Here is a 16645-nt window from a genome sequence, read left to right on the forward strand (position 1 = left end):
GGATTTGGGTTTTAAATGGCCGATTTTAGTCAGAGAAGGAGTGCGATGCATAAATAAGCGTACGGTGAATATTTTTTGTGCACTTTTTCTAGGCATTTTTAGCTCCACTCGAAAAAACAGTCTCAAAATAAGGCAGGTTGTAAATAAATATTTAAGCTATATCAGCATGCAGGCCATCTAAAAGAGAGAAAGCTGTCAATCTGGTGAAGCTCGAAAAATGACTAGGTTTTGCTTTTATTTTTAAATAATAAATTAATAAATATCAATATATTAATATATTAATGGCGATTTACGGGCTAAAAATTACTATGTTATTTTTTAAACTGGCATAGCAATTGCTGATATCTCTTGAATCCATAAAAATCTGTCGGGGATCTATAAAATGCTTAAAAAATTATTTGCTGTGACCACTTTAGCTACTATGTCAGGTGCTGTATTTGCTGCAGATGCACCTGCCTTACCTTTTGGCCTGTCTTTTAGTGGTAGTGCAGCCGTCACTACAGACTATCGTTTCCGTGGTCTGACTCAAACAGAAAATGATCCAGCCGTACAAGCAGGATTCACGCTAGCTCATGCTTCAGGGTTATATTTTGGCTTGTGGGGTTCCAATGTGAATTTTGGCAGCGGCACACCTAGCCTGGAACTGGATCCATCGCTTGGCTATGCCACTACCCTTGAAGCTTTCAGTAGCAAACCGACATTAGATGTTGGGGTGGTGTACTATAATTATCCAAGTGCCACTGATCTGAGCTGGGTTGAATTATACGGTAAATTAGGCTTCAAGAGTGTGATTGCGGAAGGTGACAGCATTTTAACCAATCTCAATTATACCAATGACTATGCGGGTGTAGATGCAGACAGCTGGAATGTGAATGTGGGTTATTCAGTTCCATTTGGTTCATCAGGTTTTGGTGGGGTTGCTGCTGTAGGCTATACCGTTGTAGATGAAGACAAATATACCTTTAATGATGGTGATGATAATTATGTAGACTGGAAAGTGGGGCTAAGCTATGGCTTTAAATCCATTCCAGGTGCCAGTGCTGAACTGGCAGCTGTAGGAACCAATATTGATACTGATGGTTTATCGGATGTTGCAGCACGTGCGGTGGATACCGGTGCGGTATTTACCCTAACCAAAACATTCTAATTGTAATTTCAAGGCATAAAAAAAACCTCCAAAGCATGACTTTGGAGGTTTTTTTATGGAGCTTATTGGGGGGGCTTCTGACATTTTTTCCCTTGCGCTAAAAATAAAGCAATGCTTTATTTTTGCTCATGTGGCAGAAAATGCAGCATGATAGCTGACATAACCTTGAGGTATATCTCCCTGAAAAGACAAAGCCTGAAAATATTGAGCCGGAACATGCTCCAAGAGTAATTCAGGAACAGCCTTAAAACCAAATTGGGCATAGAAATCCGGATCACCTAAAACCACACAGCCTTTGGCTGCATGAGTTTTCAATTGGCTTAATCCGGATTGGATGAGTGCTGAACCTATCCCTTGCAATTGCCATTCTGGTAAAACAGCTACAGGCCCTAAGCCATACCAGCCTTGCACACCTGAAGAAATTTGTACCGGTGAAATAGCGATATGTCCCACAATGTGCTGATTTAAAACAGCGACCAAAGAAATGGTCAGGGCATTGGCCTTGCGCAGAGCAGTGACAATGAATTGTTCGTTATGACTGGAGTATTGCTGCTTTTGAAATGCCTGTTCAATCACATGGCTAATTGCCGCATCATCATCAGGATTTTCACTACGAATCAGTAAATTATGCATCTTGGATTAGCCCTGTTGTGCCCGATAAGACAAAGCTTCGGTTAAATGCTGGCTTTGAATCTCGGCATGTTGCGATAAATCGGCAATGCTTCGCGCGACACGTAATACCCGATGATAAGCCCGGGCAGACAAATTCAAGCGTTGCTGTGCCATTTCCATAATTTTCTGAGCCTGCGCATCGAGGCAGGCAAACTGTTCAAGTTGCTGAGGCGTTAAAGCATGGTTCAGGCATTTTTGCCGTTGTATCTGCTGTTCATAGGCTTGAATCACCCGTTCCCGAACCGTATGTGAATTTTCAACCGCTGATGTATCTTGTAATTCGTGTGCCTGTAAAGGCGGCACATCAATATGCAGGTCAATCCGGTCCAGTAGTGGACCTGAAATGCGATTTTGATAACGTTTAATCGCATCTGCGGAACATTGGCAGCGAATATCCTGATTAAAGGCATAACCACAAGGACAGGGATTCATTGCGGCAATCAGTTGAAAGTTGGCTGGAAAGGTAATCTGTCTTGATGCACGCGAAATCACAATTTCTTTAGATTCCAGTGGTTGCCTTAATACTTCCAGAACTTTACGATCAAACTCGGGCAGTTCATCTAAAAACAATACCCCCAAATGAGCCAGGGTAATTTCACCCGGTTTAGGATGTGAGCCACCCCCCACCAGGGCAATTGCGGAAGCAGTATGATGCGGCGCACGAAAAGGACGCTGCCCAAAGGGATGCGAGTTATTGGCAACCGAATAAATGCTGGCAACTTCTAAATTTTCTTGCATATCCAAGGGTGGTAAAATACTGGCCAAGCGGGAGGCTAGTAGGGTTTTTCCGGTGCCGGGCGGGCCTTTAAACAGCAGTGAATGTCCACCTGCTGCGGCAATCTCAAGAGCACGTCGCGGGCGCAATTGACCTTTGACATCGGCTAAATCAAATTTGTACTGATTGATTTGGTTGCTGCTATGCGCTTGATATTGCTGAATCGGGTGCTGGCTAGATAAATGCTCACAGACATCTTTTAGATGATGGGCGGCAAACACTTCAAAATTGGGCAATTGCGAGGCATCTTGAGCATTTTGCTGCGGCAAGAAAAGATGATGTCCGGACTGTTGGCAGGCAATGGCGATACTCAAAATACCGGTGATGGGTCGAAGCTGACCATCCAGGGCGAGTTCACCAATAAATTCCAGATGATCTGTCACATTTTCAGGCAGTTGTCCCGAAGCGATTAAAATGCCCAAAGCAATGGGCAAATCCAGACGCGAACCATCTTTGGGCAAATCTGCAGGCGCTAAATTGATAGTGAGACGTTTGGTAGGAAATTGAAAACCACTATTGATAATGGCAGAACGGACCCGGTCTTTACTTTCACGAACTGCCGCTTCGGCAAGTCCGACAATGGTTAAAGAAGGCAAGCCCTGGCTGACATGCACTTCGACCTCTATCAGCGGGGCATGAAGTCCAAGCAGACCTCGAGTATAAATCTTGGCAAAAGACATTTATTATTGTTCCATTGTAGTGCGTTATTTTTAATCGTTTTTGGTCTTTTTATGCACTGAAAAAGTGCTTATTTATTGTTCTTTATTTTAATTTCTAAGGCTTCAACTTGTTTAAGCAGTTCATTTAATCGTAAATTGGCGGTATCGAGGGCAGTACGTTGTCGCTCGATTTCATCTCTAGACACCAGATCCATCTTGCTGACAGCTTCATTCAGTAAGGCACGTAAATTATGTTCAACATCCTTTTTCGGTTGATCAAGTTGTTCCATGATGGCTTGTAATAGGGTTTCAATCATTGCAGTGTCCATATAGTGATGGAGAAGTGGCGCTAGTGTAGCATTGCTCAAACCTAGACCATAGTCCCATGCGACCGGATATAACTTTATCCGATATGTAAAATCGTTAATTTTATAGTAAAAATGTCTACTTTTTGGAATTCAGACTACATCTAAAAGTATAAAATAGGTTATAAAGAAAACTCGTGTCAAAGTTTCTAATTCCCCCAACCTTAGAATTTTTGGCACGAAATTTGAACATAAAACCTTACTGGTGAAAGAAGCCGAAGGAAAACAAACATGAAGCTCGTAACTGCAATTGTAAAACCCTTTAAATTAGATGACGTGCGTGAAGCACTCTCTGACATTGGTGTTCAAGGGATCACCGTAACTGAAGTCAAAGGCTTTGGTCGTCAAAAAGGTCATACTGAACTTTACCGTGGTGCAGAATATGTTGTTGATTTCTTGCCTAAAGTAAAAATTGAAATCGCGATTAGCGATGAAATGGTAGATTCAGTAATCGAATCGATTACGCGTGTAGCAAGCACAGGTAAAATTGGTGACGGTAAAATTTTCGTTACTAATTTAGAACAAGTCATCCGTATCCGTACCGGTGAAACAGGTGCAGATGCTGTTTAATTTGGCATGAAGTTTGCTGAGTAGCTAATAACTCAAAAAACTAGGTTGGGGGATACGAATGAAAAAAATGCTCATTGCGCTGAGTTTATCTGGCGCACTTTTAGGTGGTTCTGTTGCATGGGCTGAAGAAGCCGTCACAGCAGCATCCACTCCTGCTGAAAATGTAGCAGTCGCTAATACTGCTGATACATCATTAACAACAAATTCTGAATTAGCTGCGGCACCTGCTCCAGCTGAACAAACAGCAGCACCTGCGAAAGAAGAACCAAAATTAGATACAGGTGATACATCATGGATTTTAGTGTCTACAGCACTGGTTTTATTGATGACCATTCCAGGACTCGCATTATTTTACGGCGGTATGGTTCGTAAGAAAAACGTACTTGGCACTATGGCACATAGCTTTGTTGCGGCAGCCATTGTCAGTATTACTTGGGTGGTGATTGGCTATACACTGGCTTTTGGTAGTGGCAATGCTTTCATTGGTAATTTAGATAAAATCATGTTATCTGGAATTACGACCACTGCCTTAACCGGAACAATTCCAGAAATTCTGTTTGTTATTTTCCAAATGACATTTGCCATCATTACTGTAGCCATTATTACCGGTTCGATTGCAGAACGTATGAAATTTGGTGCCTTTGTTGCATTCATTACGATTTGGAGCGTGGTTGTTTACGCACCAATTACTCACTGGGTGTGGGGCGGCGGCTGGTTAGCTAATGATGGTGCGCTTGATTTTGCAGGCGGTACGGTGGTTCATATTAACTCGGGTGTGGCAGGTTTAGTCGCTGCATACATGCTGGGTAAACGTATGGGCTTGGGCCGTGAATCTATGGCTCCGCATAACCTGACTTTAACCGTGGTTGGTGCAAGCCTGGTTTGGGTAGGCTGGTTTGGCTTCAATGGCGGTTCTGCATTGGGGGCAAATGGTTCAGCGGGTTATGCACTTATTGCTACACAAGTTGCTGCAGCGGCAGCAGCAATTGCCTGGTTGATTACTGAAAAATTGATTCGTGGTAAAGCCTCTGTATTGGGCGGTGCATCTGGCGCAGTTGCAGGTTTGGTGGTGATTACACCGGCAGCAGGTTTCGTGACTGTAGGTGGTGCATTGGCTATGGGTCTGATCGGCGGTGTGGTGTGCTTCTGGGGTATTACAGCGCTTAAACGTGCTCTGAAAGCGGATGATTCTTTGGATGCCTTTGGTTTGCATGGTGTAGGCGGTATTGTCGGTGCAATCCTGACTGCAGTGTTTGCAAGTGAATTCATCATGGGCGATAAAGTACCGACAGACATGATGCATCAATTATGGGTGCAACTTGAAGGTGTACTGGCAACCATCGCTTACTCTGCAGTATTGACCTTTATCATTCTGAAAGTGATTGATCTGGTGATTGGTATCCGTGTTGCGAGTGATGACGAACGTATGGGTCTTGACCTGAGTCAACATGGCGAACGTGTAGAATAATATAAAAACCTATAATCAATATATTGTGTAAAACAGCCCGTCAGGGCTGTTTTTTTTCCATATCTTGCGTAAGCCTCTACAAAGAGCAGAATTTTTGCTACACTCTAAATCCGATTTGATTTGTTCAATTAAACCGCTATGCATTGTCCATTTTGCAACGCTGCAGATAGTAAAGTGATCGATTCGCGTTTGGCTGCTGAAGGCTGTCAGATTCGTCGCCGTCGTGAATGTATCAGTTGTGGTGAACGTTTTACCACCTTTGAAACCTATGAAGTGGTAATGCCAAGAGTCATTAAATCCGATGGCAAAAGCGAACCTTTTGATGAGGCGAAAATGCGTCGTTCACTGATGCATGCTTTACAAAAACGCCCGGTGACTCAAGAACAGATTGAAACGGTACTCAGTGATATCCAGTTGCAGATTCGCCGTTTAGGTGAGCGCGATGTCAAATCTCGTACCATTGGTGAAATTGTGATGCAGGCTTTATTTGCCTTAGACCATGTCGCTTACGTCCGTTTTGCCTCGGTGTATCAAGACTTTCAGGATGTCGAAGCCTTCCGTCGTCAAATTGAACAAATGCAGCAGCGCGAACACTAAGATTTTATTTTCCAAGAGCCATTCAATGTCCGAGTTAAACCAAGATCTCATTCAACTAGATCAGCAGCAAGATCAGCTCTGGATGCAACGTGCTATTAAGTTGGCAAGACTTGGACAATATTCAACTAAACCCAATCCCAATGTCGGCTGTGTCATCGTTAAAGATGGGCAGCTGGTGGGTGAGGGTTTTCATCCTCAAGCCGGACAGCCGCATGCCGAAGTTTTTGCCATGCGCCAAGCAGGTGAGCAGGCACGTGGGGCAACGGCTTATGTCACTTTGGAACCCTGTGCGCATTATGGTCGTACACCACCGTGTGCCAAAGGTCTGGTCGAGGCCGGGGTAGCTAAAGTGATTATGGCTTGCCCTGATCCCAATCCATTGGTGGCTGGCAAGGGTGTACAAATTCTAAAAGAGGCTGGCATTGAAGTTGCTGTCGGGATCTGTCAGGTAGAAGCTCATCAGCTCAACCACGGCTTCTTAAAAGCCATGGCTACGGGCATGCCTTATGTACGTTTAAAAGTGGCGTCCAGTCTGGATGGTCGTACTGCCATGGCATCCGGTGAATCGAAATGGATTACCGGAGCCGCAGCCCGTCAGGATGTACAGCACTGGCGCGCGATTTCAGGTGTCGTCATTACTGGCATTGAAACGGTACTTGCTGATGACTGCCAGCTGAATGTGCGTCAGCTGGATGGCATTGCCGATATCAGTATGATTGTGCAGCCTAAACGTCTGGTACTGGATCGCCAGGGACGTTTACCTCTGACTGCAAAAATACTCCAGCAGCCCGAAACGCTCATGGTGATGGGGCCGTTTCGTCAGGAACTGGCCGATTTGGGCGTGCTACAATTGCCAGTACAGCCTTTAAAAGACCTACTACAGACCTTATCTACCCAATATCAAATTTATGATGTGCTGGTGGAAGCAGGGGCAACATTATCCACGGCCTTTTTGCAGCAGCAACTGGTGGATGAAATGATCAGCTATGTTGCACCGACCTTTTTAGGTCAAACCGCTCGTGCGATGTTTAATGCGGAATTCGACCGTATGGCAGAGCAACTTCGATTTAAGCTCATCGACCTGGTTCAAGTCGGGAATGATGTGCGCTTAAGGTTAATCCCTTCTCAAGAGACAGTATGAATTCAGAGTCTTCGGTTTATCATAAACGTCGTCATTCAGCACGTACTACAGATGAATACCTTTTCAACCAGCTTGTTCCGTATTTAGGCAATAAGCGCCGGTTACTGCATCTGATTTTGGAAGCGCTTGAGAGTACGGGAACCTTAAATAGCCACAATGGCCGGGCGCCTATTTTTGCTGACTTTTTCGCTGGTTCTGGGGTGGTTTCGCGTCTGGCGCGACAAAATGGTTATCGTGTGATAGCCAATGACTGGGAACCTTACAGCCATGCTTTAAACAGCGCCATTTTATCGTGTACAGAAGCCCCGGCTTTTAAAGAGTTGGGCGGCTATCAAAAAGCTATTGATTATCTGAACCGTTTGCCTGAAGTGAAAGGCTGGGTCACGCATAACCTGTGTCCGCGCAATGACGAAATTTATGATCCGACCCGCGATCGCCTGTTCTTCAAACGCCGCAACGGCATGCGTATTGATGCCATCCGTCAGCAAATTGCCACCTGGCAGGCACAAGGTGCCATTAATGATGTGGAAATGTCGGCATTACTGGCTCCCTTACTGTATTCAGCCAGTTTTGTCAGCAATACTTCAGGGGTATTTAAAAGTTTTCACCATGGTTGGGGTGGCAAAACCCAAACCGCTTTGGAACGGATTGAATCCTTACTCTGGCTGACGCCAAGCCGTTTCTGTGAAATCGGTGACCCGAAAAAACCGGCTGCGGAAATGTGGTGTGTCGATGCCCAGCATCTGGCCAACCAGATGAGTCATTTTGAGGTCGATATCGCTTATCTGGATCCGCCATATAATCAGCATGCCTATAGCAGTAACTATCATGTGCTGAATGCCTTAACCTTGTGGGATCAGGTGGATTTACCCAGCCCGGATACCAAAGGTTTCAAGAGCGGGATTGACCGGGCCTGGCGTAAAGAGCGTCCAAGCCAGTACAATTCATCCAAACATGCCAAAGATGCGTATGAGAAATTGTTGGCAACGATTAATGCACGTTATATTCTGACCAGTTATTCGACCGATGGTAATATTGAAGCCGGTGACTTGCTGCAGGCCAATCTGAAACGCGGCCGCGTCACCCTGCTCACTCAGGATGTTCCACGTTATCGGGTCAGCAAGCAGCGCCAGTCAGAACGTGCACGTGTACTTGAGTTTATTGTCATCACCGATACCCATGCCAAATCTGGCCCGCCGCTACGCCAACTCTTGGGTCAGCTGTACCATTTTGCTGAACTGGGCGGTGTCGATACCACCGGTGTAAGTACGCAATTGGCATTGTGGTAAAACAAATACAGCAAATAGAGAACAAGTTATGTTTACAGGCATTATTGAAAGTCTAGGTAAAGTGGAAAGTCTGCAAAGCGTGGGCGGTGATGTACGTTTGCGTATTGGTACCAACCTCGACATGTCTGATGTTCATTTGGGCGATTCGATTGCCACCAACGGGATTTGCCTCACCGTGATTGAATGGGGTGAAAACTGGTACGCTGCCGATGTCTCAAGGGAAAGTTTAAACCGTACCACACTGGGTAACTGGAAAGTCGGTCAGCGCGTGAACGTAGAAAAAGCCATGTTGCCGACGACCCGTTTTGGTGGACATATTGTCAGCGGCCATGTTGATGCGGTTGGGGAAATTACCCTGGTACGTGAAGACGCCCGCTCCATTTATTATGAAGTGACTGCACCGGCTGAAATTGCCAAATATCTGGCAGAAAAGGGTTCGGTAACGGTGGATGGCATTAGCCTGACCATTAACCACCTGCGTGGCAATATCATCAGCCTGAATTTGATTCCGCATACTGCAGAACGAACCAATATTGGGACCTGGAAAACTGGTGCCAAAGTGAATCTGGAAGTGGATGTATTGGCACGCTATATCGAGCGTTTAATGCTGGGTGACAAAGCTGCCGACACCAAAGAACAGTCAAAAATAAGCATGGCTTTTCTGGCAGAAAATGGCTTCTTGAAGTAAAACATCCTAGAATAGAAAACAGTCTGATTGAAAAAACCAGGCTGTTTTTTTATTTTTAGTTTTTATTTTTAATAAGTTATGAAAATAATGTGGTTAAAGTGAGTAGCTGAAGATGCTTGATTTTCTAATGCATATTGAACAATGGTTACCTACTTTACTGGATCAGTATGGCTTGTGGATTTATGCCATTTTATTTCTGATTATCTTTGCAGAAACGGGTTCGGTGTTTATGTTTTTCTTGCCGGGAGACAGTTTACTGATCGCCATTGGTGCCCTGTGTTCAACTGCAGCTGATGTGCATTTATCTTCTATGGGAGTGTTATTGTTTATTGCCTCAGTATTAGGTTATATCGTCAATTACTATACCGGGAAGATTTTGGGGTTTAGGTTTTTCCATGAGCACTCACGTTTTTTAAAACCTGAATATATCGTCAAGACCAATCACTATTTTACCAAACATGGCGGTAAAACCATTTTGATGGCACGTTTTGTTCCTTTTGTTCGTTCATTTGCGCCCTTCGCTGCCGGGGCAGGACATATGAATGTGTTCAGTTTTATGTTTTATAACATCACCGGCGGACTGGTATGGATTGGCCTGTTATTGGGGATTGGCTATGGCACAGGCAATATGCTCGGAATTGCAGTAGACTTGTTTTAATATCTGGATAATAAAAAATAAGTCCACCGAAGTGGACGCTTTTATTTTAACTTAGCATATTTAAAAATGGCCTAAATGAACTGAGATAAGCAATCAGGTTTTTGGCTTTTCCGTAGATAAATTAGAATTCTTTAAAATGTACTCAATTTCTTCCTGGCTAGCCTGATGTAACTTGGCACGGAATACGGTCACCGCTTGTTCAATCAGGGTTTCAGCTTCCAGTTCTAGACGTAAACGCACACTTTCCAGTTCCGATAATATTTCATGGTCAGTAATCGAGATCATGCCCTTAGCAAAATTCAAGGCCGGTCCCGCAGGGTTCTTGTGATAACGCGCGGTATAGGTTTGCGTTTCGTGCTCTAAGTTTTGACGAATAAAAGTCAAGGTGTGAACTTGCTCGGCAAATTGTCTTTCTTCATCTAACTGTAATGCCCGTGCATAAGCCAGCTGTTCAGCACGCTTTTTTTCCAAAGACTGTTCTAAAGCTCGTTGCTTGCGTAAACGAGCCTCTTCAATCAGTTGAGCCTTGCGATCTACATAGGCCTGTTCAATTTTTTCATAAGATTGCTTTTGTGCTTCTTTATCTTTTTCTAGCCACTTCTGAATATTGGTTTCAGGTTTCAGCACATTGCAGACACGGTGAAGGTCATCAATAAATGCCTGACGAACAGCCTCAGGTACATTTAACCAGCGCTGTTTAAAATCTTGACCGACATTTAATGCCACCCTATCTCTCCTTATTTCTATTGATCAGCTAAAGCTTGAAAGTTCGTGGCTCAATACCTAAGCGTCGATATTGTTTAAATTTCTCACGACCCAGTTGTTTTGCCGATTCGTTATTTTCTATGATTTCTATAATGTGACTAAATTTATCAATCTGTTCAATGGCTTGATTGTTAAAATTAAACACAATCCAGTCAGATTGTTCCGGTAGCCGGGAGGAGATACAAATTGGGGCCTGTTCCTGATCAATGCCATGCGGAATGAAACTGCTCGGATCAAAACTCCACAATTGTTCATCGAGCTGCTGTTGCAAGTCTGGGGCGGCACAATACAACCAGATATGCGCCGGCTGTTTCAGAATCTTGCGGCACAAACGGCAAGTGCTTTGCACTTGCCGTTCATTGCTTTTTTCAAACAGGTAGAAGCTGACTTTAGCCATTCGACTGCGCACGGTTTGCCAGGAATTGAACCAGTAATGGTACAGGGCGACCGGTTGCACCTTTGGCTGTACCTGAGTTCCATGCCGTACCGGCAACATCCAGATGTGCCCAACGATATTCACGGGTAAAACGTTGCAAGAAACATGCTGCAGTCACAGAGCCGGCTTTAGGTCCACCGATATTGGCAATATCGGCAAAAGGAGAGTCTAGCTGTTCCTGATAGTCTTCAAGCACCGGCATGCGCCATACCCGGTCAAAAGAGGTCTGGCCTGCAGCGGTAATTTCGGCAGCCAGTTCGTCATCTGGGGTAAACAAACCGGACAAGACTGAACCCAAGGCCACTACACAAGCACCGGTTAAAGTTGCAATATCAATCACCAGCGCCGGATTAAAACGTTTGATATAGGTCAGCGTGTCGCATAACACCAAACGGCCTTCCGCATCGGTATTTAAAATTTCCACCGTTTGACCGCTCATGGTGGTTACGATATCGCCCGGGCGGGTGGCATGACCTGAAGGCATGTTTTCAGCAGCAGCGATGGCACCCACTACATGAATCGGCAGTTTTGCTTCACATAATGCGCGCATGGTGCCTAGTACAGATGCAGCGCCACACATGTCAAATTTCATTTCGTCCATGCCTAGACCTGGTTTGAGTGAAATACCGCCAGTATCAAAAGTTACGCCTTTACCGACCAGTACCACAGGTGCCTGTTCTGTATTGACTTTATATTCAAGGGTAATCACACGGCCCGGACGGTCTGAACCTTTGCTTACGGCCAGGAAGGCATTCATGCCCAAGTCAGCCATTTGTTGTTCATTAATCACGGTCACTTTCAGCAAGTCCGGATACTGCGCTGCCAAGGCTTGAGCCTGTTCTGCCAGATATTCAGGGAAACAGATATTGCCTGGACGGTTGCCCAGGTCACGTGCCAAACTTTGACCTGACTGAACGGCATGAATCAGGCCCAACTGTTGCGGGTTTAAAGTGCTGTTTGCAGCAATCAGATTGATCTGTTGCAGTACAAATTCATTTTTCTTGGATTTGTATTCATCAAAAGCATAGCTGGCCTGAGTTAAAGCCAAGGCAAATAAATAATGCTGTTCGGGTGGCAATGCAGAAATATCAATACTGATCTGTTGGAATTTTTTTTGTGACGCTTTGATAATAGTTTGTGCGATTTTTGCTAATTTAGCTGGCTGAAGTTCTGCTGCCTTATCCAAGCCAATCAGGACAGTATTTGCACATGCTGCGACTTTGCCAATAAGAGGCAAAGATTCGGTCAGGCTGGCTTTAAATTGAGCAGCTTCTACTAATGTATTTAAACCATTGATTTCATAAGCAGTCTCTGCCTTTTGAAGTTGCTCAGAATCGACTAATATCAACAAATATGGGCTAGATGCATTCTCTTGGAATGACGTATTAATTGTCAGTTTCATGTTCTGTATTCATGCCTTTGAAAGATTGCAAACCATTAAACCATTGAAACATTTCTATGAATAGAGTTTCAATGCGCAACAACAGTATAGGTTTTATATTTTCACCATTCGGGTAAACTAGCGCTAGTTTTTATTTGCCTTTTTTTGGAAGAATTAATTTGATTATTCGGCGTTATCTGGTCAAGCAAGTGGTGTCTACATCCTTGGTGGTGATTGCCTTGCTGACCTTAATCATGATGGGTGGTCGGCTGATCAAGTTCTTTGGTGTGGCGGCACAAGGTCGTTTAGATACCAGTATTTTATTTAGTATTATTGGTTATCGACTGCCAGAATTTTTAACCTTAATTCTTCCGCTCGGCTTTTTTATTGGTCTGATGCTGGTGTTTGGCCGTCTCTATGTCGATCATGAGATGGCAGTCATGAATGGTAGCGGCATCAGCCGTAACCAGCTGGGGCGTTTGCTGATTCCATTGACGGTGGTTTTTCTTGCTGTGCAAACCGTGTTAATGGTGTGGATGTCTCCATGGGGACTACGTAAATTTGAAGAACTGACCACCAATCAGGCGGTCAGAACCGGTTTTGATTTGGTCCGTCCCAAAGAATTTATTTCTTCCGGTCCTTATACTATTTATGCCGGAGACCTGTCGGAAGACCGTCGTAACCTTAAAGATGTGTTTTTCTATCAACGCGCAGAAAAGCCGGGCAAGCCTGATGTCATGATTCTGGCGAAAGAAGCCACTCGTGTAGAAGTGGCCAATGAAACGGCCAGTATTGTCGATTTATCTGAAGGGCGCCGTTATGAGATTTTCCCCGGCACACCCAAATATACCCAGGCCGAATTTCAGTCTTACCGTTTACGTCTGGAAAGCGATAAAGAAGCCAAATTTGAAAGTGCGGAAGTCGAAGCCTTACCGATTGGCAAGCTCTGGAACAACCGTACTGATCCGGTGGTGGCAAGTGAATTGGGCTGGCGTATCTTTGTGCCATTTTCCATTGTGACAGCTTTAATGCTAGCGATTGCACTGTGTGAAGTGAGCCCGCGTCAGGGACGCTATTTAAAATTATTCCCTGCCTTACTGATTTTTGCCAGTTTGATTGTGGCACTCATGGCGGTAAAAACCCGGGTCAGTAAAGATGAAATGGGCATCTGGGCATATCCTATGGTGTTGCTGGCCTATGCTGTTGCCGCAGCCCTGTTTTCCCGAAAGCAGAAACTGGCACCGAAAATCAAGAAACGAATTCAGCAGGTGAGGTCTTAAAATGTTAGCACGTCGAATAATTGCCAAACATGTGACCAAAACCACGGCACTTGCCATGTTAGGTGCTACAGCTGTTTTATCGGTTCTACAGGTTTTATTTACCTATTTGGGTGAATTGGGTTCACTCAACGAGAACTATGGTGCCTGGCAGGCATTGCTCTATGTATTATGGGGTGCACCGCGTTATCTGTATGAAATTTTACCTATTTCTGCCTTAATTGGTGCTGTGCTGGGTTTAGGTACTTTGGCTTCCAATAGTGAGCTGGTAGTGATGCGTTCGGTTGGGGTCAGCCTGTGGCGTATAGTCGGCTGGGTGATTCGCTCAGCCCTGATTCTGGTAGTTTTATCCTTTGTCTTAAGTGAATGGGTGATTCCTTATACCAATGAACAGGCCAAAAGTGTCAAAGATCACCGTAGCGTAAGTTCACTGGGTGAAGTCAATGGTTACTGGACACGCGAAGGTCAGCGCTTTATTTATATTGATTATGCCAATGCGCAAGGACAGCTAAAACATGTTCAAGTGGTTGACTTTGATGATCGTTATCACTTGAAAGGTGTTTTAAATGCCGAGCAAGGTCAGTTTGTTAAAGATGGTGCTTGGAATCTGAAAACTGCTGCGCAAATGGATATTCTGCCGCAAGGTAATTCAACCTTGGTGAAAACCGATCAGCTGCCTCTGACTTTAGCCTTGCAACCGAAATATGTGCATATGGTCACGATTGACCCTGAAGATTTATCGCCGAGTCAGTTGGTGAGCTTTATGAGTTATATGCATGAATATAGCCAGATTCCAAAAACCTACCAGCTGGCCTTCTGGCAAAAAGTTGGTTCACCTTTTGCCTTGATTGGCCTGGTGCTGATTGCCTGTTCCTTTATTTTTGGCCCTTTACGTCAGCAGTCGATGGGTTTCCGTCTGGTGATTGCCTTATTTACCGGCTTGGGCTTCTTCTATCTTCAGGACTTCTTGGGCTATGCCAGTCTGGTCTATTCACCCTCACCAGCTTGGTTTGTGTTTGTGCCGATTGCGCTGATGATGTTGGTGGGCGGTTATTTACTGCGCCGTGCCCGCTAAATGCTTCAATACAAAGTGGTAAAAACAATGTGCATGATCAGCTTTAGTCATGATCTGCACATAGAGTCTTGACCGAAAATTCGGTAAGATATAACGATGAAATTGTAAACAAAAGAGTGTTCATTATGACGGATGCAACTGCTGGCAAAATCCCTCACGTTTTGGTAATCATGGATGGTGTGGGTCATCGCGAAGCGGTCGAAGACAATGCTTTCCTGGCAGCAAAACGACCTAACTTAACTGCTATGCAACAAAAGCATCCCCATGGTTTGATTTCGGGTTCAGGTGAAGATGTCGGCCTGCCTGATGGTCAAATGGGCAACTCTGAAGTGGGACATATGAACCTTGGTGCAGGCCGTGTGTTGTATCAGGATTTCACCCGTATTACCAAAGACATTCGTACCGGTGCTTTTTTTGAGCATGAAGTGTTGATTGATGCGGTAGAAAAAGCCAAAGCAGCAGGTGGTGCAGTACATATTATGGGCTTGTTGTCACAAGGTGGCGTACATGCGCATGAAGACCATATTGTTGCCATGGCTGAACTGGCGTTAAAACGTGGTGCAAAAGTTTATCTGCATGCTTTCCTTGATGGTCGTGATACTCCACCAAAAAGCGCTCAGCCTTCTTTAGAAAAATTAGATGCGGTTTTTGCCCAGTATTCGGGTCAGGGACGTATTGCGACCATGATCGGTCGTTATTTTGCCATGGATCGTGACAACCGTTGGGATCGCGTAGAACAAGCCTATCGCCTGTTGACCGAAGGTGAAGCTGCACGTACCGCAGCAACAGCTGTTGAAGGTCTGGAACAGGCTTATGCGGCAAATGAGTCGGATGAATTTGTCAAAGCCACCCGTATTGGCGAACTGGCTAAAATTCAGGATGGCGATAGTGTGGTGTTCATGAATTTCCGTGCTGACCGTGCGCGTGAAATTACCAAAGCCTTTGTAGAAAAAGACTTTGCCGGTTTTGAACGTAAAGTTGTACCAAACCTGTCTAAGTTTGTCATGCTCACCCGTTATCAAGCCACCATTGATGCACCTGTGGCCTATATGCCAGAAGCGTTGAAAAATTCGATTGGTGAATACTTGTCTGATTTGGGTAAAACTCAGCTGCGTATTGCTGAAACTGAAAAATATGCCCATGTGACTTTCTTCTTTAGCGGTGGTCGTGAAGATGAATACCCGGGTGAAAAACGTATTTTGATTCCATCTCCAAGCGTGGCAACTTACGACTTGAAACCGGAAATGAGTGCTTATGAAGTTACCGATGAACTGGTTGCGGCAATTAACTCAGGTGAATATGACCTGTTGGTGGTGAACTATGCCAATGGTGATATGGTAGGGCATACCGGTGTATTTGATGCAGCAGTGAAAGCCGTTGAAGCGGTGGATACTTGCCTGGGCCGTGTATATGAAGCAGTAATGGCTAAAAAAGGCCATATGCTGATTACTGCCGATCATGGTAATGTAGAGCAAATGCAGGACTACCAAAGCGGTCAGGTACATACGCAACATACCACTGAACTGGTTCCGTTTATTTATGTCGGCCCAACTTCTGCAACCATTGCTGAAGGTGGCGTCCTTGCAGATGTTGCTCCAACATTGTTGAACCTCATGCAAATTCCTGTACCTGCTGAAATGAAAGGTCGTAATTTGATTACTTTAAAATCATAAAATTTTTTG

At 44.7% G+C, this 16645-nt stretch carries 17 protein-coding genes; 11 read left to right on the plus strand and 6 right to left on the minus strand.

The annotated features are described in order from the left end of the window. The first annotated feature begins 382 nt into the window (after positions 1-382). On the plus strand, positions 383-1147 hold the full coding sequence (locus WAE57_RS10530; RefSeq protein ID WP_337710600.1) for a TorF family putative porin: 765 nt from the start codon (positions 383-385) through the stop codon (positions 1145-1147). A 126-nt stretch (positions 1148-1273) separates the two neighbouring features. Here WAE57_RS10530 and WAE57_RS10535 read toward each other — a convergent pair whose 3' ends face one another. The 3 genes from WAE57_RS10535 to WAE57_RS10545 all read right to left on the minus strand — a co-directional run bounded on the left by WAE57_RS10535 (position 1274) and on the right by WAE57_RS10545 (position 3570). Continuing rightward, positions 1274-1780, minus strand: a complete 507-nt coding sequence (locus WAE57_RS10535) for an N-acetyltransferase (protein WP_337710601.1) — start codon at positions 1778-1780, stop codon at positions 1274-1276. Positions 1781-1786: 6 nt separating this feature from the next. Then, positions 1787-3274 (minus strand): YifB family Mg chelatase-like AAA ATPase, encoded by a 1488-nt coding sequence (locus WAE57_RS10540; protein WP_337710602.1) that lies wholly within the window; start codon positions 3272-3274, stop codon positions 1787-1789. 68 nt (positions 3275-3342) lie between these two features. Further along, positions 3343-3570, minus strand: a complete 228-nt coding sequence (locus WAE57_RS10545; protein WP_237787448.1) for an accessory factor UbiK family protein — start codon at positions 3568-3570, stop codon at positions 3343-3345. Between the two features lie 279 nt (positions 3571-3849). Between WAE57_RS10545 and glnK the strand changes: the two genes are divergently transcribed. From glnK to WAE57_RS10580, 7 genes are all read left to right on the plus strand, one after another. Continuing rightward, positions 3850-4188, plus strand: coding sequence for a P-II family nitrogen regulator (glnK, locus tag WAE57_RS10550; protein WP_086174160.1), 339 nt, complete (start codon positions 3850-3852; stop codon positions 4186-4188). A gap of 58 nt (positions 4189-4246) precedes the next feature. Beyond that, positions 4247-5656, plus strand: coding sequence for an ammonium transporter (locus WAE57_RS10555; RefSeq protein ID WP_237787449.1), 1410 nt, complete (start codon positions 4247-4249; stop codon positions 5654-5656). Between the two features lie 138 nt (positions 5657-5794). Continuing rightward, on the plus strand, positions 5795-6253 hold the full coding sequence (nrdR, locus tag WAE57_RS10560; RefSeq protein WP_086174158.1) for a transcriptional regulator NrdR: 459 nt from the start codon (positions 5795-5797) through the stop codon (positions 6251-6253). Between the two features lie 25 nt (positions 6254-6278). After that, on the plus strand, positions 6279-7394 hold the full coding sequence (gene ribD / locus WAE57_RS10565) for a bifunctional diaminohydroxyphosphoribosylaminopyrimidine deaminase/5-amino-6-(5-phosphoribosylamino)uracil reductase RibD (RefSeq protein WP_237787450.1): 1116 nt from the start codon (positions 6279-6281) through the stop codon (positions 7392-7394). Then, positions 7391-8683, plus strand: coding sequence for a DNA adenine methylase (locus WAE57_RS10570; protein WP_237787451.1), 1293 nt, complete (start codon positions 7391-7393; stop codon positions 8681-8683). Before ribD ends, WAE57_RS10570 begins: the two co-directional genes overlap by 4 nt. Before the next feature lie 28 nt (positions 8684-8711). Further along, complete coding sequence (locus WAE57_RS10575) at positions 8712-9371, plus strand: riboflavin synthase (protein WP_237787452.1); 660 nt, start codon at positions 8712-8714, stop codon at positions 9369-9371. Positions 9372-9483: 112 nt separating this feature from the next. Continuing rightward, positions 9484-10029 (plus strand): VTT domain-containing protein, encoded by a 546-nt coding sequence (locus tag WAE57_RS10580; protein ID WP_237787453.1) that lies wholly within the window; start codon positions 9484-9486, stop codon positions 10027-10029. Between the two features lie 93 nt (positions 10030-10122). Here the strand turns inward: WAE57_RS10580 and WAE57_RS10585 are convergent, their stop codons facing one another. Genes WAE57_RS10585 through WAE57_RS10595 form a run of 3 tightly spaced genes read right to left on the minus strand, consistent with a single transcriptional unit; the run spans position 10123 to position 12632 of the window. Next, entirely contained in the window at positions 10123-10755 is a 633-nt protein-coding gene (locus WAE57_RS10585) for a hypothetical protein (RefSeq protein WP_237787454.1), read from the minus strand. Between the two features lie 28 nt (positions 10756-10783). Continuing rightward, on the minus strand, positions 10784-11191 hold the full coding sequence (locus WAE57_RS10590; protein WP_237787455.1) for a DNA polymerase III subunit chi: 408 nt from the start codon (positions 11189-11191) through the stop codon (positions 10784-10786). Continuing rightward, a complete protein-coding gene (locus WAE57_RS10595; protein ID WP_337710603.1) occupies positions 11184-12632 on the minus strand; it encodes a leucyl aminopeptidase in 1449 nt (482 codons plus the stop codon). The genes WAE57_RS10590 and WAE57_RS10595 overlap by 8 nt, the downstream gene beginning before the upstream one ends. A 158-nt stretch (positions 12633-12790) precedes the next feature. On the opposite strand from WAE57_RS10595, the gene lptF reads away from it, so the two are divergent. The 3 genes from lptF (at position 12791) to gpmI (ending at position 16636) form a co-directional block, all read left to right on the plus strand. Next, complete coding sequence (gene lptF, locus WAE57_RS10600) at positions 12791-13891, plus strand: LPS export ABC transporter permease LptF (protein WP_237787457.1); 1101 nt, start codon at positions 12791-12793, stop codon at positions 13889-13891. A 1-nt stretch (position 13892) separates the two neighbouring features. Continuing rightward, the gene (gene lptG, locus WAE57_RS10605; protein ID WP_086174149.1) at positions 13893-14963 is read left to right on the plus strand and encodes an LPS export ABC transporter permease LptG; all 1071 of its coding nucleotides are present in this window, start codon (positions 13893-13895) and stop codon (positions 14961-14963) included. Between the two features lie 125 nt (positions 14964-15088). Continuing rightward, a complete protein-coding gene (gene gpmI, locus WAE57_RS10610; RefSeq protein WP_337710604.1) occupies positions 15089-16636 on the plus strand; it encodes a 2,3-bisphosphoglycerate-independent phosphoglycerate mutase in 1548 nt (515 codons plus the stop codon). The last annotated feature ends 9 nt before the right edge of the window (positions 16637-16645 follow it).

This window comes from Acinetobacter sp. NS-4, from assembly GCF_037402435.1.
Classification (GTDB): domain Bacteria; phylum Pseudomonadota; class Gammaproteobacteria; order Pseudomonadales; family Moraxellaceae; genus Acinetobacter.

Bases quoted from the DNA above. Each gene is read 5' to 3' on its own strand.
- WAE57_RS10530 (WP_337710600.1), top strand. From the start codon at position 383: ATGCTTAAAAAATTATTTGCTGTGACCACTTTAGCTACTATGTCAGGT.
- WAE57_RS10535 (WP_337710601.1), bottom strand. From the start codon at position 1,780: ATGCATAATTTACTGATTCGTAGTGAAAATCCTGATGATGATGCGGCA.
- WAE57_RS10540 (WP_337710602.1), bottom strand. From the start codon at position 3,274: ATGTCTTTTGCCAAGATTTATACTCGAGGTCTGCTTGGACTTCATGCC.
- WAE57_RS10545 (WP_237787448.1), bottom strand. From the start codon at position 3,570: ATGATTGAAACCCTATTACAAGCCATCATGGAACAACTTGATCAACCG.
- glnK (WP_086174160.1), top strand. From the start codon at position 3,850: ATGAAGCTCGTAACTGCAATTGTAAAACCCTTTAAATTAGATGACGTG.
- WAE57_RS10555 (WP_237787449.1), top strand. From the start codon at position 4,247: ATGAAAAAAATGCTCATTGCGCTGAGTTTATCTGGCGCACTTTTAGGT.
- nrdR (WP_086174158.1), top strand. From the start codon at position 5,795: ATGCATTGTCCATTTTGCAACGCTGCAGATAGTAAAGTGATCGATTCG.
- ribD (WP_237787450.1), top strand. From the start codon at position 6,279: ATGTCCGAGTTAAACCAAGATCTCATTCAACTAGATCAGCAGCAAGAT.
- WAE57_RS10570 (WP_237787451.1), top strand. From the start codon at position 7,391: ATGAATTCAGAGTCTTCGGTTTATCATAAACGTCGTCATTCAGCACGT.
- WAE57_RS10575 (WP_237787452.1), top strand. From the start codon at position 8,712: ATGTTTACAGGCATTATTGAAAGTCTAGGTAAAGTGGAAAGTCTGCAA.
- WAE57_RS10580 (WP_237787453.1), top strand. From the start codon at position 9,484: ATGCTTGATTTTCTAATGCATATTGAACAATGGTTACCTACTTTACTG.
- WAE57_RS10590 (WP_237787455.1), bottom strand. From the start codon at position 11,191: ATGGCTAAAGTCAGCTTCTACCTGTTTGAAAAAAGCAATGAACGGCAA.
- WAE57_RS10595 (WP_337710603.1), bottom strand. From the start codon at position 12,632: ATGAAACTGACAATTAATACGTCATTCCAAGAGAATGCATCTAGCCCA.
- lptG (WP_086174149.1), top strand. From the start codon at position 13,893: ATGTTAGCACGTCGAATAATTGCCAAACATGTGACCAAAACCACGGCA.
- gpmI (WP_337710604.1), top strand. From the start codon at position 15,089: ATGACGGATGCAACTGCTGGCAAAATCCCTCACGTTTTGGTAATCATG.